This window comes from Streptomyces sp. NPDC057307 (genome assembly GCF_042667665.1).
Lineage (GTDB): Bacteria > Actinomycetota > Actinomycetes > Streptomycetales > Streptomycetaceae > Streptomyces.
Map to the genome: position 1 here is coordinate 22,553 of NZ_JBHUZM010000058.1, position 21,498 is coordinate 44,050.

A 21,498-nucleotide genomic window follows, 5' to 3' on the forward strand; every position below is an offset into this window, starting at 1 on the left:
CTTTCGTTTCGCACCCGGCCCGCGCGATGCGTTTCAACTGTGGCTGAAACACCGTGGTGACGGCCTGTGATGGCATGCATACTCATCGCTGAGGTCGATTGCGGATGCACAGAAGTAACAAGTGGGGGATCGGTGCTGCGAATTCATTTCACGGGGAGAGACCTCGGCGGGGTACGGATGGCCACCGGTCCCGACCCGTTGTGGGAAACGATTCTCAGCTTTCACCGATTGCGCGACCGACGGGGCGCACTCGTCTTCGGGGAATGGCGCACGGAAACGCGTGTGAGGTTGAAAGGTGAAACACGTCTGCTCGGCGCGCTGGTGCCGAAGCGCGGCTATTTCCCGGATTTCCTCAACCCGCCGGAGAGTCGCCTCGGCCTCGCGGAGGGGCTGGAGGCGCTGCGCGCGACACCGGGGGAGCAGATCCGTACGGAACTGGCCCTGCTCGCCTCCGCATCGCCCGCGCCGCCCGCCCGGTCCGTCCCGCTCCGCGAGGACGACCCGGCGGAGCTGGGCCGGCTCGCCGGGGCGCTGCGCACGTACCACCGGGCCGCCGTGGAGCCGTACTGGCCGCACATCAGAGCCCGCGCCGAGGCGGACCGTGTCGTCAGGGGCCGGGCGCTGCTCGACGGCGGGACCGACGAACTGCTCGCCACACTCCCGCCGATGATCCGCTGGCGTGCGCCGGTCCTGGAGGCCGACTATCCCGTCGACCGCGAACTGTGGCTCGACGGGCGGGGGTTGCTGCTCCAGCCGTCGTTCTTCTGCCGCGCGACACCGGTCGTCTACCGCGACCCGGCGCTGCCTCCGGTGCTCGTCTACCCCGTCACGTACGCGGACGCCCCGGTCGCCGTGGGGCACGGCGGCCGGGGCGCGGGAGCGTCCCTCGGCCGGCTGGTCGGCCGTACGCGCTCCGCCGTCCTGAGCGCGATAGAGCACGGCACGACCACCAGCGAACTGGCCCGCAGGGCAGGGGTGTCGCTCGCCTCGGCCAGTCAGCACGCGTGCGTATTGCGCGAGGCGGGCCTCGTGGTGACGCTGCGCCACGGCAACGCCGTCCTGCACTCGCTCACACCGCTGGGCGCCGCCCTGTTGCACGGCGGCGCCCAGGGGCTGTCCAACGGGCCGTCCTATGTGCGGAACGGTCCCGTCACCTCGTAGGTGATGCCGCCCGACGAACTGCCGCTCGTACCGCGCTGGCTGGAGAAGTACAGCCGCGATCCGTCGGGCGAGAAGGCCGGGCCGGTGATCTCGGAGCCCGACTGCCCGCCGACGCGCAGGAACGACGCGACGACGTCATCGGGAGTGATCACACAGATCTCCAGATTCCCGCCGTCCTCCGCGACGAACAGATCGCCGGACGAGGAGCCGGTGACGTTGTCGACCCCGGTCAGCGGGGCACCGCCGCCGCTGACGAGCGAGTCGTCGTACGTCAACTCGTAGGTGGACGCCGCCGGATCGACCCGCCAGACGCGGTTGTCGCCCTTCGTGGTGAACCACACCGAGCCGTCCGCGTAGTAGCAGCCCTCGCCGCCGTTGAACCGCTTGGCGCCCGAGACCTGGTCACGGGTCTGGGTCGGCGAACCGTCCGGGTCCGGCACCGTCACCCAGGTGAACGAACCCGAGGTGGCGGTACCGGCCCGCAGTACCTGGAGCGTGCCCGAGGAGAGATCGCCCCAGGTGGTGGGCGCGAACCGGTAGAAGCACCCGTTCGTCTCGTCCTCGGTCAGATAGATCACCCGGCGCACCGGGTCGGCCGCCGCGGCCTCGTGCTTGAACAGGCCCATCGCGTCGCGCCGTACGGCCGCCTTCACGCCCCACGGATCCGTCTCGTACACATAGCCGCGGGTCACCTCCTCGCAGGAGAGCCAGGTGTTCCACGGGGTACTGCCGCCCGCGCAGTTCTGCCGGGTGCCCGCGAGGATCCGGTACGCGCCGGTGATGGCGCCCGCCGCGGAGAAACGGACCGCGCCCGCGCCGCCGGACGGATTGATCTCCGAGTTGGAGACATAGATCCAGCCGCTGCCGTCGGCGTAACAGGCGCCGCCGTCAGGGGCGTTGTGCCAGGTGTACGACGTGCCGGGCACGGTCTGCCCGGACCGCGCGACGACTCTGCTGGTGAATCCGGCGGGCAGCCGGATGTTGTTGCCGTCGGCCGATCCGAGCGCGCCGTACGGTCCCGCGCCGGGCTGCGCGGGATCGGCGTAGGCCGCGCCGCGCCAGAGAGTGCCGCCGAGTGCGGCGGCGGAGCTTCCGACGATCGCTCCACGCAGAAAATTGCGACGTTCCACTGGGCCGCTCCATGGGGGTGGGGTGGGCGTGCGGTCGCGTGCGCGCAACAGCGTAGGGCGACCGGATGACCACCGTCTGAACATCGGGGCGGCATGGCCGGTCATCGCCGCCAACAACTACGCCGCCGCGCCCCCGTCCACGACCAGGTCGGCCCCCACCACGGACGCCGCGTCCGGCGAGGCGAGATACAGCACGGCCGCCGCCACCTCCTCCGTGGTCGACACCCGGCCGAGCGGCGACTCCTCCTTCATCCGCGCCGTGCGGTCGGCGGCGGTCTCGCCGGACCGCAGGGACATCGTGGTGTCCGACGCGCCGGGGCTGACGGCGTTGATCCGGACGCCGTCCCGGACATGGTCGAGGGCGGCGGCCCGGGTCAGCGTGGAGACGGCGGCCTTGGAGGTGAGATAGCCGGCCACGTTCGGGATGCGCGTGTGCGCGCCGAGGTTGGAGGAGACGTTGACGATGGCGCCGCCGCCGTTGGCCCGCATATGGGCGATCTCCGCCTGGAGGCAGTGCAGGACACCGGTGACGTTGATGTCGAGCAGGGCCTGCCAGTCCTCGACGGGGAGGTCGGCGAGGGGCGCGCCGCCGCGGAAGATCCCCGCGTTGTTGACGGCGACGTCGAGACCGCCGAAGTGGTCGACGGCTGTCCGCACCAGGGCCCGTACGTCGGCCGCCCGCGAGACGTCGGCGGTGACGACGAGCGAGTCGCCGCCCGCCGCCGTTATCAGGGCGCGGGTCTCCTCCAGCGGCGCGGCGCCCCGGCCGGAGAGGACGACCGAGGCGCCTTCGGCCGCGAACGCCAGGGCGACGGCCCGGCCGATGCCGGAACCGGCGCCGGTGACGAGGACGGTCTTGTCGGTGAAGCGAGCGGACACGGTAACTCCCTTGTCGGATAAGGATTTCGAGACGGATTGTGAGACGGATTTCGAGACGGATTGTGAGAGGGCTTCGCTATGGACGGTGAGTGCGGGCCGCGAGCGCGGCCGTGGCCGCCGTGGCGCAGGAGAGCGCGACGAACGCGCCCGCCGTCGCCGCGAGCGAGACCGCGTCGCCGCCGAGGGCCAGCAGCGCGGCGAACAGCACCGTCGGCCCCAGTTCCATGGCCGTGTTGAGCACGCCGCCCGCCAGACCGGTCTGCCGCTCGGGGACCCCGTCGGTCGCGAGCACCGCGGCCCCCGCGAAGGACGCGGCGGCGCCCGCCGGCAGCAGGACGAGGCCGGGCAGCAGCCCGTGGACGTACGGCACGGCTCCCGTGCCCAGCCCCGTCGCCGCGAGCAGCGCGAGACCGGTCGCGCCCGTCGCCAGCCCCGCCGCCGTGACGAGCGGCGCCCCGTACCGGTCGATCAGCGGTCCGGCGGACCGCCCCGACACCAGCAGCGCGGCGGCGAACGGCACGAACGCCGCCGAGGTCTCCAACTCCGAGTAGCCGCGCACCTGCTGGAGATGGAGCGACAGCAGCACGAACGTCATGGAGGTGCCCGCCGCCGTCAGCGCGATGGCGGCGAGGCCCGTCGCCCGCCGGCGGTCGAGGACGAAGCGCGGCGGCAGCAGCGGGTCACGGGCGCGGCGCTCGGCGAACAGGAACGCCGCGCAGAGCGCCACTCCGGCCGTCAGCGGTACGAGCACCGCCGGCGAACCCCATGGGTGGGCGTCGGTGAGCACGAGGCCGTAGCTGGCCAGGGTGATCCCGCCGGTGGCGAGGACCGCGCCGGGCAGATCCAGCGAACGGCCCGCGCCGGGCGGGGTGTCCGGCAGCAGCCGGGGCGCCAGCGCGAGGGCCGCGCCCGCCACCAGCAGCGGCACGGCGAAGCTCCAACGCCAGGACAGCAGCGCCGAGATGACGCCCGAGCCGAGGTTGCCGGCGGTGGCGCCGAGCACCGAGAGCCCGCCCCAGGTCGCCATGGCCCTGCCGTACGCGGCGGGCGAGCCGAACACCGTACGCAGCACGTTCATCGCGGCCGGTGCGACCAGCGCGGCGCCGACGCCCTGGGCGAAGCGGCCGGCGAGCAGTGCCTCGTACCCGGGGGCGAGCGGGGCGGCGGCCGACGCGGCGGCGAAGACCAGCAGACCGGCGGTGAGCGCGCGGCGCCCGCCGTACCGGTCGGCGAACCGGCCGCCGAGGAGCAGCAGTCCGGCGAAGGTGAGTCCGTACGCGGCGCTGAGCAGGATCAGTTGGGAGCGGTCGAGGGCGAACTCCCGCCCGATGTCGGGCAGCGGTACGGCGAGCGCGGCGAGCGTGAAGATCAGCGTCGCCTGGACGGTGCCCAGGAGGGCGAACGCGGCGGCCGGCCGGACGGGCGTGCCGACGCCGGGTGTGGTGGTCGTGCTCACGGTCGTACCGTCCCCCTGTTTATCTTGACCGATCGTTCTGTTATGAGGGCAGCGGAAAGAAGGCGCCGGAAGGAAGGCGGCGGAAATTGGCGGCGGGGAGTTCGGGCGGGCTCGTGGAGACCGGCGGCCGTCCCGCCGGGATTCTCAGTCGAGCAGGGTCAGCGCCTGCTCGGCCGCGTCGTGTACCCGCGCCGGGTCCTGCGAGGTCTTGCCGACCACCCGCAGGCCCTGCATCAGCACGAGCAGCAGCCGCGCCAGTGCGCGCGGATCGCGGTCGGCCGGCAACTCGCCCTGGCCCTGGGCCCGGACGAGCGCCGCGTGCGTCAGCGTCTCGATGTGCTGCCAGCTCAGCTCGACCCGGCGGGCCGCCTCGCGGTCGTGCGGCCCCAGCTCGGCGGCCGTGTTGGTGATGAAGCAGCCCTTCTCGCGGCGTGAATCGGTGGCCGCCTCGGTGGCGAACATCCGCACCACCGCCCGCACCGCGGGCAGCGCCGCCCCCGGCTTCGACAGGGCGTCGAGCAGCGGCGGGTCATGCGTCTCTCCGTACCGGTCCAGCGCCTTCAGATACAGCTCGTGCTTGTTGCCGAACGTCGCGTAGATGCTGGCGCGGCCGATGCCGAGGTGCTCGACGAGGTCCGCCATGGACGTCGCCTCGTAGCCGCGGCGCCAGAACAGCTCAAGGGCCGACTGGAGCGCGGCGTCCGGATCGAATTCCTTGGTCCTGGCCACAGGCTCGACAGTAAGCCTTTGTGGAACGCTCGGTCAAGATTCGATGGATGGCGGCGTGAGGACGGTTGGAGGTGTGAGACGGGAGGCGTAGACCGTCACCGCCACCGACTCGTCGTCCAGGCAGCGCCCCGTCTCCAGATCGAACCGCTGCTTCAGCAGGGGCGACGCCACGAACGCGCGACCGTCGTGGGTGCCGGTCAGCCCGCGCGACAGCACGTGGGCGCCGGAGTACGGGTCGCGGTTGTCGATCGCGTACGTACGGCCCGCCCGGTCCATGAACAGCGCGGCCTGCCGGCCGTCCGGCAGCAGCGCGGCCACGCCCCGGCCCGGAATGAGCGCGGACCGCTCGCAGACCGGCAACCAGTCGTCGCCCAGACGGAGTTGGAGTACGGGGCAGCGGGTCGGGCTCATCGGGCCGGCACTCCTTCCAGGGTCAGGAACGTCAGATCCGGCTTCACCTGGTCGCGCTCCGGCACGAACCGCACCGTCGGATCCGGCGCGTCCGGCGCGTTGACGAAGGAGACGAAACGGCGCAGCCGCTCCGGGTCGTCCAGCGTCTGGGCCCACTCGTCGCGGTAGCCCGTCACATGATCGGCCATCAGTTTCTCCAACTCCCCGCAGAGGCCCAGCGAGTCGTGCACGACCACGTCCCGCACATGGTCGAGACCGCCCTCGATCCGGCCCAGCCACGCCGACGTGCGCTCAAGGCGGTCGGCGGTGCGGATGTAGAACATCAGGAAGCGGTCGATCAGCCGCACCAGCGCCTCGTCGTCGAGATCCCGCGCCAGCAGATCCGCGTGGCGCGGCTCGGCGCCGCCGTTGCCGCCGACGTACAGATTCCAGCCCTCGGCCGTCGCGATGATCCCGAAGTCCTTGCCGCGGGCCTCCGCGCACTCCCGCGCGCAGCCCGAGACGGCCGACTTGAGCTTGTGCGGCGCCCGCAGACCCCGGTAGCGCAGCTCCAGATCGATGGCCATCTTCACCGAGTCCTGTACGCCGTACCGGCACCAGGTCTGTCCGACGCACGACTTCACCGTGCGCAGCGCCTTCCCGTACGCGTGCCCCGACTCGAAACCGGCCGCCACCAACCGCGCCCAGATCTGTGGCAGTTGATCGACGCGCGCGCCGAAGAGATCGATGCGCTGTCCGCCCGTGATCTTCGTGTAGAGCCCGAAGTCCCGTGCCACCTCGCCGATCACGATCAGCTTCTCCGGTGTGATCTCACCGCCGGGGATACGGGGGACGATCGAGTACGAGCCGTTGCGCTGCAAGTTGGCGAGGAAGTGGTCGTTCGTGTCCTGGAGCGCGGCCTGTTCACCGTCCAGGACATGGCCGCTCACCCCCAGCGTCGGTGCGAGCGAGGCGATGATCGAGCCGACGGCCGGCTTGCAGATCTCGCAGCCGTCGCTCCCGCGCGCGCTCTCGCGGCCGTGCGAGTCGAGCAGCGAGGCGTACGACGTCACGCGCAGGGTGCGCACGATCTCGTACAACTCGCCCCGTGTGTGCGGGAAGCAGCCGCACAGCCCGCCGTCGCCCGCCGTGGGCAGGAGCTGGCCGACCACCTTCAGACAACTGCCGCAGCCCGTACCGGCCTTGGTGCACTTCTTCACCTCGGGCAGCGTCGCGCACGCGGTGATCGCGCCCTTGGTCACGTGGTGACAGCTGCAGATCACGGCGGTGTCCGGCAGTGACGCCGGGCCGAGCGCGACCGGTGCCCCGGCCCCCGGCGGCAGGACGAGCTGTTCCGGCGGTACGGGCGGTACGGAGCCGGTCAGCGGGCGCAGCGTCCCGTACGCGTCGGCGTCACCGACCAGCACACCCCCGAGCAGCGTGCCGTCCGCGCCGACGACGACCTTCTTGTAGACGCCCGAGCGGGAGTCCGCGTACACGACGTCGAGGCAGCCGGGGGCGGCGCCGTGCGCGTCCCCGAACGAGGCGACGTCCACACCCAGCAGTTTGAGCTTCGTGGACAGATCGGCGCCGGTGAACTCGGCCGCGCCCTCGGTGACTTCGGCGATCGCGTCCGCCGCCGTCCGCGCCATCTCGTAGCCCGGCGCCACCAGTCCGTACACCCGCCCGTCGGCGGCGAGCGCGCACTCGCCGATCGCGAAGACCCGGGGGTCCGACGTACGGCACCGCTCGTCGACCTCGATGCCGCCGCGCTCGCCGACCCGCAGCCCCGCGTCGCGCGCGAGCCGGTCCCGGGGCCGTACGCCCGCCGAGAAGACGACCAGATCCGCCGCCAGGACCGAACCGTCCGACAGCGTCATGCCGTTGACGGCGCCCGCCGCGTCCGTCGTGACCTCCTGTGTGCCGACGCCCGTACGGACGGTCAGCCCCAGCCCTTCGACGCTGCGCAGCAGTGCCGCGCCGCCGCCGTCGTCCACCTGGACGGGCATCAGCCGGGGCGCGAACTCCACGATGTGCGTGTCGAGTTCGAGGCTCTGCAACGCGCCGGCCGCCTCCAGACCGAGCAGCCCCCCGCCCACCACGACGCCGGTACGGGCGGTCTTCGCGTACTCCTCGATCGCCAGTACGTCCTCGATGGTGCGGTAGACGAAACAGCCGGTCGCGTCCATGCCCGGCACGGGCGGCACGAACGGGTACGAGCCGGTGGCCAGCACGAGCGTGTCGTACGTGAAGGTCAGCCCGGCGCGCGAGGTGACCGTGCGCGCGGCGCGGTCGACGGACTCGGCCGGGTCGTCCAGACGCAGCTCGATCCCGTGACGGGCCATGAAGTCCGGTTCGACCAGGGAGAGTTCGTCCGGGGTGCGGCCGGAGAAGTACGAGGTGAGCCGGACCCGGTCGTAGGCGGGGCGCGGCTCCTCGCAGAGCACCACGACCCGCGCCCTCCCGGTCGTGCCGCGCTCGGCGAGAGCTTCGAGGAACCGCTGGCCGACCATGCCGTGGCCGACGACCACGATGGTGGGGCGGGACAGTGTGTCGGGCATCTCAGGAGCCTCCGTCGGGAGTGAGCAGGTGGAGCAGCGGGGTGGTGGGCGGCAGCGGTTCGTCGTCCTCCCAGGTGCGGGCGAGCGCGCCGATCGTGGCCAGATCGCCGAGGAGCACGCCGCCGACGAGCCGGTCGCCCCGGACGACGACCCTGCGGTAGGAGCCGCGGGTGGCATCGGTCAGCTGGACGATGTCGTCGCCGGGGAGGGGTGTCGTCTCGCCGAACGCGGCGAGGTCGAGCGGGGCTGAGGGCGGGGACTCCGGCGAGGCTTGGGGCGCGGCTTCGGGAGGGGACTCGGGTGGGGCTTCGGGTGGGGCTTCGGGCGGGTGGCCGCCGAGGGCGGCGAGGGTGAGCCGGGTGAGGGTGCGGGTGCCCGTGTAGCGGGCCGCGGGGTCCGCGCCGAGCAACTGGGCCAGTGCGTCGGCCTGTTCGAGTGCGGCACCGGCGAGACCGTAGAGCCGGTCGCCGTGTTCCGCGCAGTCGCCGATCGCGTGGATGCGAGGGTCCGACGTCCGCAGCTCGTCGTCCACGACGACGCCTCGCCGGACATCCAGCCCGGCGGCGCGGGCGAGGCCGGTGCGGGGGCGTACGCCGCAGGCCAGAACGGTGAGTTCGGCGTCGAGACGGAAGCCGTCGGCGAGTTCGACGGCCGCCACCCCGGCGCCGTCGTCCGTACGCACGAGGCCGCGTACCCGGCACTCCGTATGGACCTCCACTCCCCACGACTCCAGCTTCCGCCGCAGCAACAGCGATGCCGTGCGGTCCAGTTGACGTTCCATCAGGTGCTCGCCCTGCTGCGCCAGCACGACCTGTGCGCCCCGCTCCGCGAGCGCGCGGGCGGCCGAGACCCCGAGGAGCCCGCCGCCGATGACGACGGCGCGGGTCCCCGGCCGAACGGCCGCCGAGAGCGCCAGGCAGTCATCCATGGTCCGGAAGGGGTGCACGCCCGCGGGCAGACCGGCCTCGTCAGGTTTCCGGAGTCCGCGCAGCGGTGGCAGCACGGGGTTCGAGCCGGTCGCGAGGACCAGCCGGTCGTACGGCACGACGCTGCCGTCGTCGCACCTCACCAGCCGCTCGGCCCGGTCGATCCGCACCGCCCGGACACCGCGCCGCTCGACGCCGGGGACCGGCGGGAGGGCGACGACCTCGGGGCCGTACCGCCCGGCGAGTACTTCGGCGAGCAGGACGCGGTTGTACGGGGCGTGCGGCTCCTCGCCGAGCAGGGTGACCCTCGGCGCGGAGCCGGACGCGGAGTCGGGCGCGGACGCGGCGAGGCGCTGGGCCAGCCGGACCCCGGCCGTGCCCCCGCCGATCACCACGATCTCCGTCGCCCCGCCGCCAGCAGCCATGTCCGCAGACTGCGCGGCCGGTGTTACCCGGCGGCACCACCACTGTTTCCCGCTCGGAACGCTGCCCTCAGCGCGGGCCGGTGCGGGGTGTGAGGCGGAGTGCGGGACGAGACGTAAGGCGGAGTGTCGGGCGAGGCGTGGGGCGAGGTGTGGGGCCGGACGAGCCGATGTGAAGGGCGGCCAAGGTGTCCCATAAGGTCGTGATCATGCCCGACATATCGCTGACCATGCTCGTCGTCCTCTGCCTCGCGGCAGCCGCCGCCGGCTGGATCGACGCCGTGGTCGGCGGGGGCGGGCTGCTGCTCCTGCCCGCGCTGCTGCTCGGTCTGCCGAACGTCCCCGCCGCGCACATCCTCGGTACCAACAAGGCCGTCGCGATCGTCGGCACCACGGGCGCCGCCGTGACCTATGTGCGCAAGGCGCCGGTGGATGTGAGGAGCGCCGTACGGATCGGGCTGATGGCGCTCGCCGGGTCGATGACGGGAGCGTTCTTCGCCGCCGGGATCAGCAGCGACGTCCTGCGCCCCGTGATCATGGTGGTGCTGCTCGGCGTCGCCGCCTTCGTGATGCTGCGGCCCGCGTTCGGCAGGGCACAGGCGGGCGGCCCCGCCACCCGTGGCCGGCACATCACCGCGGTCGTCCTCGTCGGCGGTGGGATCGGCTTCTACGACGGGCTGTTCGGTCCCGGCACGGGCACGTTCCTCGTACTGGCGCTGACGGCCGTGCTGCACCTCGATCTGGTCACGGCATCGGCCACCGCCAAGATCGTCAACGTCTGCACCAACGGCGGCGCGCTCGCGATGTTCGCGTACCAGGGCACCGTGCTGTGGCAACTGGCCGCGCTGATGGCCGTGTTCAACCTGGCGGGCGGCATGTTCGGCGCCCGGATGGCGCTCAAGAAGGGCAGCGAGTTCGTCCGGGGTGTGCTGCTCGTCGTGGTGTTCTCGCTGGTCGCGAAGCTCGCCTTCGACCAGTGGACGGCGTGAAGGTGCGACGACGTGACGACGTGACGGCGTAACGGTGTGACGACGGTGTGACGGGCCTGACGACCCGCCGTCGGGCCCGCCGTCAGGGCTGCCGGACGCCGATGAGGTGCGCGTACGTCACGACGTTGCCCTGGTAGCCGGTCTTCTCGGAGAATCCGCCGCCGCAGGTGATCACCCGCAGCTCGGCGCGGTCCGTCTTCCCGTAGACCTTCCGGTCGGGGAAGTCCTCGTTGTCGTACACCTCGACCGCGTCGATCGTGAAGACGCCGGTCCGCCCGTCCTCGCGGGTGACCTCGATCCGCTGGCCCTTCTTGAGGGTGCCCAGGCTGTAGAAGACGGCCGGGCCGCGCGCGTTGTCCACATGGCCCGCGACGATCGCCGTGCCCTTGGCGCCCGGGGTCGCGCCGCGCTCGTACCAGCCCGCGACATCGCCGTTCTCGGCCGGCGGCACATCCAGAGCGCCGTCCTTCGTCAGCCCCAGCCGGGTGACGGGCGCGTCGACACCGATCTCGGGTATCCGCAGCCGTACGGGCGAGGAGACCGGCATCGGGTCGGCGGCGGCGTCCGTGTGGAAACCGGGCCCGGCGGCGAACGCCTGGGCGGCCGACGGGATCGGCGGGGTGATGTTCTGGGAGCCGTTCTGTACGAGCCACACTCCGACGCACGCGGCGCCGGCTATCAGCCAGACCTTGCCCTTGGCGGTCATGGTTCGACCTTCGCGATCATGAGTTCTCCGGAAGATGTTCCCCCGCCCCCGGCAGCGATGAGCATGACGGAGGCGGGGGCCACGGCGGGACAGGGAAGGCGGTGGAGGCCGCGATTCCGTCAGCTGCCCTGCGCGCCGCTCGCCCGGCGGCGCAGGAGCCAGGTCCCGCCGACGGCGGCCGCGGCCAGAATGGCCGCCCCCGCCGCGATCTGGGTGGTGTCGGGTCCGACGCTGCCGCCGACCCCCGTCCGTACGTGACCGGACGGCTGCTGCTGCTCGCGGTGGTGCTCGACGGTCAGCTCACCGCGGGCCTCCCGGCCGTTCTCGCAGCGTACGAAGATGGTGTAGTTCCCCGCCCGGGTGTTCTCGGGCACCCGGAACTGGCCGACGACGATGTCCTTGTAGTCGCCGGGCCGCAGATGGAAATCGCCGGCGCCCAGGGAACTGGCGTCGCCCTTGCCGTGGCCGTCCTTGCCACAGGCGGTGGTGTTGACGGTGACGGTCGCGCCGGGCGCGGAGGTCGAGGGGTACAGATCCAGCTCACCCCGGTCGCCGGCGAACGCGGCGGTGGAGGCCACGAGGGACACTCCGAGCGTGGTGGCCGCCAGCGCGGTACCGGTCAGCAGGCGGGCGGTGGTGCGCATGGTTTTCCTCCGGGGCGGCGCGGTTCTCGTCTCTTCCGAGATAAGGCGCAGCCCGGCGCGCACGCCTGCTGATGGAGGATCAGATTGGCCGGTTCCGTACGGCGTGTCCCGCTTGCCAGTTGATGTTTCCGCAGGTCAAGGGCGGAATGCTGGACGCGGGACACGCCGGGTCACCCGTCGTGCCGAATGGGTGAGCGACCGCCGAGGAGTGGCGGCGGGTCAGATCACGTCCCATTCCACCGCTTCGAACGCCGCCGACACCGTCCCCATCAGCTCCGCGTCGACCGTGAACCGCACCTCGTCGATCCGGTCGACGGGCGCGATGCCCTGCGAGTTCGTGAGGAACGCCGACGCGTACGACGGCAGGTCGGCCAGCGTCACCGGGCGCCGTACGGAAGGCAGCCGCGGCTCCAGCAGCGCCATGGTGATCCCGAGCAGCGAGGGCGCCTCGGGCCAGACCACGGACGTGCCGTCCCAGAAGGCGATGTTCGTGATGGCGCCCTCCGTCACCAGCCCGCCGGGCGCGGTCAGCAGCGCCTCGTCGAAGCCCGCGCGTTCGGCGGCCCGCAGATGGTACGTCTGTCCGAAGCCGCCCAGGTGCTTGATGTGCGGGACCGGGCGGGCGTACGGCACCGACAGCAGACCGTGCGGCCGGTCGGCCTTGGTCTGCGGCGGCCGGACGGTGACCATCACCCGCGCCTCCTTGTCGCCGTCCGGCCAGTGCACATACACCCGGGCGGAGGCGTCGGACACGTCACCGAGCGCGTGCCGGAGCAGTTCCCGTACGTACTCCCCGTCCAGGCCCGCGCCGAACAGCTCGCGGGTGGCCGAGTCGAGCCGGGCGAGATGGAGGTCCCGTCCGCGTACCCGGCCGCCCCGGACCTGCATCGCGGTGAAGTGCCCGTATCCGTTGAGCGCGGGGATCCGCAGCGCGGCCTCCGTGGCCGGCTCGCCGTTGACCTCGATGACTTCGAATGCTTCGGAAGGCGCCATGGGACCACGGTAGGACCGGTCAGTCCTCGATCAGCCTGCGGGGTCCGGGGCCGTGCGACGCCAGTTCGTCGCCGGGGTTGGACAGCACGCAGCGGTCCAGCGAGAGGCAGCCGCAGCCGATGCAGTCGGCGAGGTTGTCGCGCAGCCGCTGGAGGGTCCGGATCCGAGCCTCCAGGTCCGCGCGCCAGCACTGGGAGATCCGGGCCCAGTCCTCCTCGGTGGGCGTACGGTCCTCCGGCAGCAGCGCCAGCACGTCGCGGATCAGGGCGAGCGGGATGCCGAGGCGCTGCGAGGTGCGGATGAACGCGACACGCCGGAGGGTGTCGCGGCTGTAGCGCCGCTGGTTGCCCGTGGTGCGGCGGCTGGTGATCAGGCCCTCGCGCTCGTAGAAGCGCAGCGCGGAGGGGGCGACGCCACTGCGTTCGGCCAGTTCACCGACTGTGGCTTCCTTGGCGTTCCAGGCGAGTTGGGTCATACGGCCAAGAGTAGCTTGACCTGAACCATGGTTTAAGTATCACGCTCGTGCCATGGACATCACGACGCAGAACTCCACGACGCAGAACTCCACGACCGACGCGACCCCGAAAACCACCGAGGCTCGGCAGGCAGCTCCAGCAGCCGACGCCGCCCAGCCCGATCGGGCGCCGCTCAAGCTCGCCGTCATCATGGGCAGCAACCGTGAGGGACGGTTCGGCCCCGTCGTCTCCGACTGGTTCGTCTCCCGGGCCGCCGGGCGCGACGACTTCACCGTCGAGCTGATCGACCTCGCCGACACCGACCTGCCGACCGCCCTCTCCTTCAACCCGACGGCCCCCGTCCGCGACCAGCTCGACAGGATCACCCACCGGCTGGCCGGGGCCGACGCCTTCGTCGTCGTCACCCCCGAGTACAACCACTCCTACCCCGCCTCCCTCAAGACCCTGATCGACTGGCACTTCGCCGAGTGGCAGGCCAAGCCCGTCGGCTTCGTCTCCTACGGCGGCGTCTCCGGCGGGCTGCGTGCCGTCGAGCATCTGCGGCAGGTCTTCGGCGAGCTGCACGCCGTCGCCGTACGCGACACCGTCTCCTTCCACAACGCCGGCGCGCTCTTCGACGACGAGGGCCGGCATCTGGACCCGGACCGCCCCAACGCCGCGGCCACCACGATGCTCGACCAGCTCGCCTGGTGGGGCCTGGCCCTGCGGGACGCCAAGTCCGTCCGCGCGTACGCCGGTTGATGGGGGCGCGACATGCTGATCCGACTGCTGGGCGCCCAACTGCGCCCGTACAGAAGACTGCTCGCCCTCGCCGTCGTGCTCCAACTGATCCAGACCCTGGCCACGCTCTATCTGCCCACCCTCAACGCCGACATCATCAACAACGGCGTCCTGCGCGGCGAGACCGACCACATCCTGTCCTCCGGGGCCGTGATGATCGCCGTGACCCTGCTCCAGATCGTCAGTGCCGGGGCCGCCGTCTACGTCGGCGCCCGCGTCGCGATGGGCGTCGGCCGTGATCTGCGGTCCGCCGTCTTCTCCCGCGTACAGGACTTCTCCGCACGGGAGATGAGCCACTTCGGCACCGCCTCGCTGATCACCCGCACCACCAACGACGTGCAGCAGGTGCAGACGCTCACCGTCCTCGCCCTGACCGTGCTCGTCGTGGCGCCCCTGACCTGGGTGGGCGGCATCGTGATGGCCGTCAATCAGGACCCTCCGCTGGCACTGCTCCTGCTGATCTTCATCCCGCTCCTCGCGGGAGTGGTCGGAGTGATCCTCCTGCGCATGCCGACGCTCTTCCGCGGGATGCAGGAGCGCATCGACAACGTCAACCGGATGATGCGCGAGCAGATCACCGGCATCCGGGTGATCAGGGCGTTCGTACGGGACGAGCACGAGCAGGAGCGGTACGGCGGCGCGAACCGGGAGCTGATGACCGTCGCCCTGCGCGTCGGCAGGCTCATGGCGCTGATGATGCCGTCCGTCATCCTCGTCTGGGAGCTGGCGACGGTCACGATCATCTGGTTCGGGGGGCACCGGATCAACTCCGGTGAGCTGCAGGCCGGTTCGCTGATCGCCTTCCTGAGTTATCTGATGCAGATCCTGATGGCCGTGATGATGACGCTGTTCCTGCTGATGCAGGTGCCGCGCGCGGCCGTGAGCGCGGAACGCATCCGGGAGGTCCTGGACACCGAGTCGAGCGTCGTGCCGCCGTCCCCCTCCGTGGCGGCGTCCGCCGGCGCGTCCGTGACCGCACTGCGTGGTCGTGGCGCGGAGCCCGGCCGGCTGGAGATCCGCGGCGCGGGCTTCAGCTACCCCGGCGCCGAGGAACCGGTGCTGACCGGCATCGACCTGACGGCCGCTCCGGGGCGTACCACCGCCGTCATCGGCTCCACGGGCAGCGGCAAGACGACGCTGCTCCATCTGGTGCCGAGGCTGTTCGACGCCACGGCGGGCGAGGTACGGATCGGGGGAGTCGACGTACGGGACCTGGACCCGGCACTGCTCGCCCGCACCGTCGGTCTCGTCCCGCAGAAGCCGTACCTCTTCTCCGGCACCGTCGCCTCCAACCTCCGTTACGGGAAGCCGGACGCGACCGACGACGAGCTGTGGCAGGCCCTGAAGACCGCGCAGGCTTGGGAGTTCGTCTCCGCGCTGCCCGAAGGGCTCGACGCGCCCGTCTCGCAGGGCGGCGGCAACCTCTCCGGCGGACAGCGCCAACGCCTCGCCATCGCACGGGTGTTGGTGACCAAACCGGCGCTGTATCTGTTCGACGACTCCTTCTCCGCGCTCGACTACACGACCGACGCGGCACTGCGCGTGGCACTGGCGGAGGAGACGGAGGCCACCGGCGCGACCGTGGTGATCGTCGCCCAGCGGGTGTCCACCATCCGTGGCGCGGACCGGATCGTCGTCCTCGACCAGGGGCGGGTCGTCGGCACCGGCAGCCACGAACAGCTCATGCGGGACAACCACACCTACCGGGAGATCGTCCTCTCCCAACTCAGCGAGGAGGAAGCCGCATGAGCGCCCCAGCACGCCGGGGCCCCGCGCCCCAGCGCGGTCCCGGCACGACCGGAACCCCCTCCCTCGAACGCTCCCTGGACTTCCGCCGCTCCGGCCTCCGGCTGCTGCGGATGGTCACCCCCGGAGCCACCGAACGCACCCTGCTCCTCTCGATCCTCGCCGCCGGTACGGGAGCGGTGGCCCTGTCCGTCGTCCTCCCGAAGATCCTCGGCCATGCCACCGACCTCGTCGTCTCCGGCGCGGGCCGGCCCGGTGGCGTCGACTTCCGCGACGTGGGCGAGAGCCTTCTCCTCGTACTCGCCCTGGTCACCGTGTCCGCCGGGCTCACCTGGCTGCAGATACGGCTCACCGCCGAACTCGTCCAGCGGGCCGGCCACCGGCTGCGCGAGCGGGCCCAGCGCAAACTCGCACGGCTGCCCCTGGCGTACTTCGACAAGCAGCCACGCGGTGAGGTCCTCTCCCGCACGACCAACGACATCGACAACATCACCCAGACCCTGCAACAGGCCTTCGCCCAGATCATGCGGGCGCTGCTCACCCTCGTCGGCGTACTGGTGATGATGGTCTGGATCTCACCGCTGCTGGCCCTCGTGGTGCTGGCGACCGTGCCGGTCTCGGTGCTCGGCGCCGTACTGATCGGGAAGCGGGCACAGCCGCAGTTCGTCAGGCAGTGGGCCGTGACGGGCAAGCTCAACGGGCATGTCGAGGAGATGTACACGGGCCACGCGGAGGTGGTGGTGTTCGGCCGCAAGGACGACGCCGTACGCACCTTCGAGGAGCACAACGAGGCGCTGTACGCGTCGAGTTTCCGGGCCCAGTTCATCTCCGGCTTCATCCAGCCGGCCATGACCTTCGTCGGCAATCTCAACTATGTCCTCATCGCGGTCGTCGGCGGGCTGCGGGTCGCGTCGGGGACGCTGTCGATCGGCGACGTGCAGGCGTTTGTCCAGTACTCCTACGAATTCAACGGACCGGTCACCCAGATCGCGTCCATGGCGAACCTCCTCCAGTCGGGGGTCGCGTCGGCGGAGCGTGTCTTCGATCTGCTGGACGCGGAGGAGGAGTCGGCGGAGCCGACCGGACAGGGCGGGGCGCCCGGCAGGTCCGCAGGCCGGGTCTCCTTCGAGAAGGTGGCCTTCAGCTACGAGGTCGCGGAACCGCTCATCAAGGAGCTGTCCCTGTCCGTCGAACCGGGCCAGACCGTCGCGATCGTCGGCCCGACCGGCGCGGGCAAGACCACCCTCGTCAACCTGCTGATGCGCTTCTACGAGGTGACCGGCGGCCGGATCACCCTCGACGGCGTCGACATCTCCACGATGTCGCGGCAGGAACTGCGCTCCGGGATCGGCATGGTCCTCCAGGACACCTGGCTGTTCGGCGGCACCATCGCCGACAACATCGCGTACGGCGTGTCCGGCGACGTCTCGCGCGAACGCGTCATGGAGGCGGCGATGGCCACGCACGCCGACCGGTTCATCCGTACGCTCCCCGACGGCTACGACACCGTCGTGGACGAGGAGGGCGGCGGCCTCAGCGCGGGCGAGAAGCAACTGCTCACCATCGCACGGGCGTTCCTCGTCGAACCGTCCATCCTGGTGCTCGACGAGGCGACCAGCTCCGTCGACACCCGTACCGAAGTCCTCATCCAGCGCGCGATGTCGTCACTGCGCGAGGGCCGTACGAGCTTCGTGATCGCGCACCGGCTCTCCACGATCAGGGACGCGGACGTGATCCTGGTGATGGAGGCGGGCCATATCGTGGAACAGGGCACCCACGACGAACTGCTGGCGTCCGGGGGCGCGTACGCCCGTCTGTACGCCTCGCAGTTCGCGGCGGCGGCCTGAACCCGACCGAAGGAGAAGGCGCACATGACCGGACCGGAGTTTCTGACCGTACTGACCACCACCGACAGCGCCGCGAAGGCGGACGCCCTGGCCCGGGGCGCGGTGGAGGCCCGGCTCGCCGCGTGCGCGCAGATCTCCGCGCCGGTCACGTCCGTCTACCACTGGCAGGGCGCGATCGAGACGACGGAGGAGTGGCAGGTGCTCCTCAAGACAACCGCCGCCCGCTACGAGGCACTTGAGGCGCATCTGACGGCGGCGCACGACTACGACACCCCGGAGATCCTGGCGATTCCGGTGGTACGGGGCAACGCGCCGTATCTCGCCTGGCTGGCGGCCGAGACGGCGCCAGGCGACACCCCCTAGCCCGTCCGGCTTGTTCAGCCCGTCCTGCCCGTGAGTTCGCGGGCGCGGCGGACCGTCGCCGCGTCGACCATCGCGCCCTCGCCGTCGCGGAACACACCGCTGCCCGCGCCGATCCGGTGCTCGAAGAGATCGAGCAGGGCGTGCGCGTCGGCCAGTTCGCCGGGGTCGACGCCGAACACCTCGTTGGCGACGGCGACTTGGGCCGGATGGATGCAGGCCCGCCCCTGGAAGCCGAGCGCGCGCAGCCGCACGCTCGACGCGCGGAACGCCTCGGGGTCCGAGGTGTGCACCGAGACGGGCGCGACGGCCGAGAGGAGACCGTGCGCCGCCGTGTGCGCGACCGTGAGGCCGCGCGCCCAGTCGAGCAGATCGTCCCCGGGGCCGGGATCCGGTGTCATCCGCAGATCCGCCCGCAGGTCGACCTCGCCGAGCTGCAGGTGCCGTACGCCGGGGCGGCCCGCCGTGGCGCCGAGGGAGAGCAGCCCGGTGGCGCTCTCGATCAGCAGCCCCAGCGCGACCGCCCCGTCCGGGACGAGCCCGATCAGCTCGTCCAGGTCCGCACCGGCGGTCGCCTTCGGAATCCAGAGCCCGTCGAAGCGGCCCGTGGCGACCAGCGCGCGGGCGTCGTCCCGACCACGGGCGCCCTCGTTGATCCGTACCCACAGCTCCGGGCCTCCGGCGGGGTGCTCCTCGGCGAAAGAGGCGGCGAAAGCGACGGCGGCGGCGCGCGCCGCGTCCTTCCGCGCCGACGCGACGGCGTCCTCCAGATCGAGGATCAGCGCGTCCGCCCCGGAACGCGGCGCGGCACGCAGAAAGCGGGGCTGGTCGGCGGGTACATAGAGATGGGAACGGGGCGGCCGACCGGGCACGGGCAGCGGCGTGGGTACTGGTCCGGGCGTCGTACTGGGCACTGGCATGGACTCTCCTTGCACATCATGAATCAGATGATGCATTTTCCATGACGATGATGTAGCTTGCGACTCACCATACTTCAAGTCCGGTGCCGCGTACGGAAGCGGGCGAGGCGCCCGGGCCCGTGACCCGGACTCGTAACTACGGGAGGACCGCGGCGTGTTCGAAGCCGACAGCGTGACGATTACCGTGCTGGTCGAGAACCAGGTGGACATGCTGCTGCCCGACCAGGCCAGCCCCACCGGCGACGGAACCGGCGGCGCGGACGGGGCCGTGGACGACCACTGCGTCTCCCGGTACGGCCTCATCGAGCACTTCGACCCCAAGCGCGTGCCACCCCAGGCGGAGAACGGCATCAGCTTCCTCGTCGAGGCGGTACGGGGCCGGCACAGCGTGCGCGTCCTGTTCGACGTGGGCCTCACCGGCACCGTGCTCGAACACAACATGCGCGTACTCGGCGTCGACCCCGCCTCCATCGACCATGTCGTCATCAGCCATGGCCACCCCGATCATTTCGGTGGAATCCATCGCTTTCTCGACCTCGCCGGCCGCCGTATCCCCGTCGCCACCCACGCCGACGCGGAACTGCCGCGCTACGCGGTCATGGGCGACGGCCGCACCTCGTCCGTCTACAACGCCGCGTTCCGGTTCGGCGAGGTCGAGAGGTCCGGCGGCGTACCCGTCCTGACCCAGGACTCCCTCGACCTCGGCTGCGGCGTGCACACCACCGGGGTGATCCCCCGGAAGGTCGCCTTCGAGGCGGGCGCCGCACCGGCGTTCAAGCCCGGCGACCCCGGCCTCTACCAGGTCTCGCCGGAGGGAAAGCTCCGCCGCGACGAGGTCATGGACGAGATGGGCCTCGTCATCGACGTACGCGGCGCGGGCCTCGTCGTCCTCACCGGCTGCGCGCACGCCGGGGTCGTCAACACGATCGAGCAGGCGCGCGCGGTGTGCGGGCCCAAGCCCGTCCGCGCCGTGATGGGCGGCTTCCACCTCGGCTTCCCCACCACCCCGGCCGAGAACGTCGACCTGACCGCCGCCGCGTTCGCCGAGCTGGAGGTCGCCACCGTCATGCCGATGCACTGCAGCGGACTGCGCACCCACACCCGACTGTCGACCGACATGTCCGCCAACTATGTGCAGCCCGCGGTCGGCACCGTGCTGCGCTTCGGCCGCTGATGACCGGCGACCTGCGGGGCATCCGGGTGATCGCGGTCGAACAGGCCGTCGCCGCACCCCTGTGCACCCGCCATCTGGCCGACCTCGGCGCCGAGGTCGTCAAGATCGAACGGCCCGGCGGCGGGGACTTCGCACGCGGCTACGACGAGAGCGTGCACGGCCTGGCCAGCCACTTCGTCTGGCTCAACAGGGGCAAGCGCAGCGTCGTACTCGACCTGAAGACCGAGCCGGGGCGTCGCGCGCTGCGCCAACTGCTCGCCGGGGCCGACGTACTGGTCTGCAATCTGGCGCCCGGCGCGCTGAACCGGATCATCACCGACGAGGCGCTCGCGGAGCTGAACCCGCGCCTGGTGCGCTGCTACCTCTCCGGATACGGGCCGGCCGGCCCGTACGCCGACCGCAAGGCGTACGACGCCCTCGTGCAGGGCGAGGCTGGCACGATCTCCGCCACGGGCACGCCCGAGACCCCCGCCAAGCCCGGGGTCTCCCTCGCGGACCTGGCCGGCGGGTCGTACGCGCTCAGCGCCGTCACCTCCGCCCTGTACGCGCGCGAACGGACCGGCCTGGGGCAGCGGATCGACATCGCCCTGTTCGACGTGCTGCTGGAGTGGATGAGCCCGCTGCTGCTCGCCGAACTGCACTCGGGGTCGGCGCCCGCGCCCGCCGGACTGCGGCACGCCAGCATCGCCCCGTACGGGCCGTACACGACGGCCGACGGCCAGGACGTGCTGATCGCGGTGCAGAACGAGGGGCAGTGGCAGCGCCTCTGCCGTACGGTGCTCGCCGATACGGCACTGCTCGACGACCCGGACTTCCGCTCGAACAGCGCGCGGGTACGGCACCGTGAACGCACCGAACGGGCCGTGCAGGCCCGGCTGATCACCCTGTCCACCGCCGAGGTCACCGCCCGGCTCGAAGCGGCGGACGTACCGCACGCGCGGCTGAACCAGATCGCCGACGTACTGGCCCATCCGCAGGCCGCGGCCACCGGGCGCTGGTCGGAGGCGACCCTGCCGGACGGACAGGCGGTCCGGGTGGTCACCTCACCGCTGCACCGCACGGCGGAGCCGCCGGGCGGCCGGAGGGTGCCCGGACTGGGGGAGCACACCGCCGAGGTGCTGGCCGAACTCGGCCTGTCCGAGGCGGACATGGCGGAGCGGGAGCCAGCGGGCTAGGCCCTGTTCGCCGGAGGGGCCGCGGGTACGCACC

General features: G+C 71.6%; 20 protein-coding genes. 8 read left to right on the plus strand and 12 right to left on the minus strand.

From position 1 onward, the window contains the following. Nucleotides 1-132 precede the first annotated feature (132 nt). On the plus strand, nucleotides 133-1,161 hold the full coding sequence (locus tag ACFUN8_RS20515) for an ArsR/SmtB family transcription factor (protein ID WP_383639381.1): 1,029 nt from the start codon (nucleotides 133-135) through the stop codon (nucleotides 1,159-1,161). Here ACFUN8_RS20515 and ACFUN8_RS20520 read toward each other — a convergent pair. From ACFUN8_RS20520 to ACFUN8_RS20550, 7 genes are all read right to left on the minus strand, one after another. After that, nucleotides 1,131-2,291 (minus strand): alkaline phosphatase PhoX, encoded by a 1,161-nt coding sequence (locus tag ACFUN8_RS20520; RefSeq protein ID WP_383639384.1) that lies wholly within the window; start codon nucleotides 2,289-2,291, stop codon nucleotides 1,131-1,133. The genes ACFUN8_RS20515 and ACFUN8_RS20520 overlap by 31 nt on opposite strands. Before the next feature lie 117 nt (nucleotides 2,292-2,408). After that, nucleotides 2,409-3,170 carry an SDR family NAD(P)-dependent oxidoreductase gene (locus ACFUN8_RS20525; RefSeq protein ID WP_383639387.1) on the minus strand — a complete coding sequence of 254 codons (762 nt, stop codon included), beginning with the start codon at nucleotides 3,168-3,170 and terminating at the stop codon, nucleotides 2,409-2,411. A 76-nt stretch (nucleotides 3,171-3,246) separates the two neighbouring features. Further along, on the minus strand, nucleotides 3,247-4,626 hold the full coding sequence (locus tag ACFUN8_RS20530) for an MFS transporter (protein WP_383639390.1): 1,380 nt from the start codon (nucleotides 4,624-4,626) through the stop codon (nucleotides 3,247-3,249). A 144-nt stretch (nucleotides 4,627-4,770) separates the two neighbouring features. After that, entirely contained in the window at nucleotides 4,771-5,355 is a 585-nt protein-coding gene (locus ACFUN8_RS20535; protein WP_383639392.1) for a TetR/AcrR family transcriptional regulator, read from the minus strand. Between the two features lie 33 nt (nucleotides 5,356-5,388). Then, on the minus strand, nucleotides 5,389-5,766 hold the full coding sequence (gene nirD / locus ACFUN8_RS20540; protein WP_383639395.1) for a nitrite reductase small subunit NirD: 378 nt from the start codon (nucleotides 5,764-5,766) through the stop codon (nucleotides 5,389-5,391). Continuing rightward, complete coding sequence (nirB, locus tag ACFUN8_RS20545; RefSeq protein ID WP_383639398.1) at nucleotides 5,763-8,306, minus strand: nitrite reductase large subunit NirB; 2,544 nt, start codon at nucleotides 8,304-8,306, stop codon at nucleotides 5,763-5,765. The genes nirD and nirB overlap by 4 nt, the downstream gene beginning before the upstream one ends. Nucleotide 8,307: 1 nt before the next feature. Then, the gene (locus tag ACFUN8_RS20550; RefSeq protein WP_383639401.1) at nucleotides 8,308-9,657 is read right to left on the minus strand and encodes an NAD(P)/FAD-dependent oxidoreductase; all 1,350 of its coding nucleotides are present in this window, start codon (nucleotides 9,655-9,657) and stop codon (nucleotides 8,308-8,310) included. A 206-nt stretch (nucleotides 9,658-9,863) separates the two neighbouring features. On the opposite strand from ACFUN8_RS20550, the gene ACFUN8_RS20555 reads away from it, so the two are divergent. Further along, on the plus strand, nucleotides 9,864-10,643 hold the full coding sequence (locus tag ACFUN8_RS20555; protein WP_383639404.1) for a sulfite exporter TauE/SafE family protein: 780 nt from the start codon (nucleotides 9,864-9,866) through the stop codon (nucleotides 10,641-10,643). Between the two features lie 82 nt (nucleotides 10,644-10,725). On the opposite strand, the gene ACFUN8_RS20560 is transcribed toward ACFUN8_RS20555, so the two are convergent. The 4 genes from ACFUN8_RS20560 to soxR form a co-directional block, all read right to left on the minus strand. Next, on the minus strand, nucleotides 10,726-11,349 hold the full coding sequence (locus ACFUN8_RS20560) for a class F sortase (protein ID WP_383639407.1): 624 nt from the start codon (nucleotides 11,347-11,349) through the stop codon (nucleotides 10,726-10,728). A 119-nt stretch (nucleotides 11,350-11,468) separates the two neighbouring features. Then, nucleotides 11,469-11,993 (minus strand): hypothetical protein, encoded by a 525-nt coding sequence (locus tag ACFUN8_RS20565; RefSeq protein WP_383639410.1) that lies wholly within the window; start codon nucleotides 11,991-11,993, stop codon nucleotides 11,469-11,471. Nucleotides 11,994-12,212: 219 nt separating this feature from the next. Then, entirely contained in the window at nucleotides 12,213-12,986 is a 774-nt protein-coding gene (locus ACFUN8_RS20570; RefSeq protein ID WP_383639413.1) for an aminotransferase class IV, read from the minus strand. A gap of 19 nt (nucleotides 12,987-13,005) precedes the next feature. Next, complete coding sequence (gene soxR, locus ACFUN8_RS20575; protein WP_383639416.1) at nucleotides 13,006-13,461, minus strand: redox-sensitive transcriptional activator SoxR; 456 nt, start codon at nucleotides 13,459-13,461, stop codon at nucleotides 13,006-13,008. Between the two features lie 52 nt (nucleotides 13,462-13,513). Between soxR and ACFUN8_RS20580 the strand changes: the two genes are divergently transcribed. The 4 genes from ACFUN8_RS20580 to cutA are packed head-to-tail and all read left to right on the plus strand — an operon-like array spanning nucleotide 13,514 to nucleotide 18,198. After that, a complete protein-coding gene (locus tag ACFUN8_RS20580; protein WP_383639419.1) occupies nucleotides 13,514-14,203 on the plus strand; it encodes an NADPH-dependent FMN reductase in 690 nt (229 codons plus the stop codon). A gap of 12 nt (nucleotides 14,204-14,215) precedes the next feature. After that, complete coding sequence (locus ACFUN8_RS20585; protein WP_383639422.1) at nucleotides 14,216-15,991, plus strand: ABC transporter ATP-binding protein; 1,776 nt, start codon at nucleotides 14,216-14,218, stop codon at nucleotides 15,989-15,991. Then, entirely contained in the window at nucleotides 15,988-17,835 is a 1,848-nt protein-coding gene (locus ACFUN8_RS20590) for an ABC transporter ATP-binding protein (protein ID WP_383639425.1), read from the plus strand. The genes ACFUN8_RS20585 and ACFUN8_RS20590 overlap by 4 nt, the downstream gene beginning before the upstream one ends. A gap of 24 nt (nucleotides 17,836-17,859) precedes the next feature. Continuing rightward, complete coding sequence (gene cutA / locus ACFUN8_RS20595) at nucleotides 17,860-18,198, plus strand: divalent-cation tolerance protein CutA (RefSeq protein WP_383639428.1); 339 nt, start codon at nucleotides 17,860-17,862, stop codon at nucleotides 18,196-18,198. Nucleotides 18,199-18,212: 14 nt separating this feature from the next. On the opposite strand, the gene ACFUN8_RS20600 is transcribed toward cutA, so the two are convergent. After that, on the minus strand, nucleotides 18,213-19,115 hold the full coding sequence (locus ACFUN8_RS20600; protein ID WP_383639431.1) for an HpcH/HpaI aldolase/citrate lyase family protein: 903 nt from the start codon (nucleotides 19,113-19,115) through the stop codon (nucleotides 18,213-18,215). 154 nt (nucleotides 19,116-19,269) lie between these two features. Here ACFUN8_RS20600 and ACFUN8_RS20605 point away from each other — a divergent pair, with 154 nt between their 5' ends. Together ACFUN8_RS20605 and ACFUN8_RS20610 are read left to right on the plus strand one after the other, a co-directional pair. Next, nucleotides 19,270-20,289: an MBL fold metallo-hydrolase gene (locus ACFUN8_RS20605; protein WP_383639434.1), complete on the plus strand. Its 1,020-nt coding sequence runs from the start codon at nucleotides 19,270-19,272 to the stop codon at nucleotides 20,287-20,289. After that, nucleotides 20,289-21,464 carry a CaiB/BaiF CoA transferase family protein gene (locus ACFUN8_RS20610; RefSeq protein ID WP_383639437.1) on the plus strand — a complete coding sequence of 392 codons (1,176 nt, stop codon included), beginning with the start codon at nucleotides 20,289-20,291 and terminating at the stop codon, nucleotides 21,462-21,464. The genes ACFUN8_RS20605 and ACFUN8_RS20610 overlap by 1 nt, the downstream gene beginning before the upstream one ends. Nucleotides 21,465-21,498 lie beyond the last annotated feature (34 nt).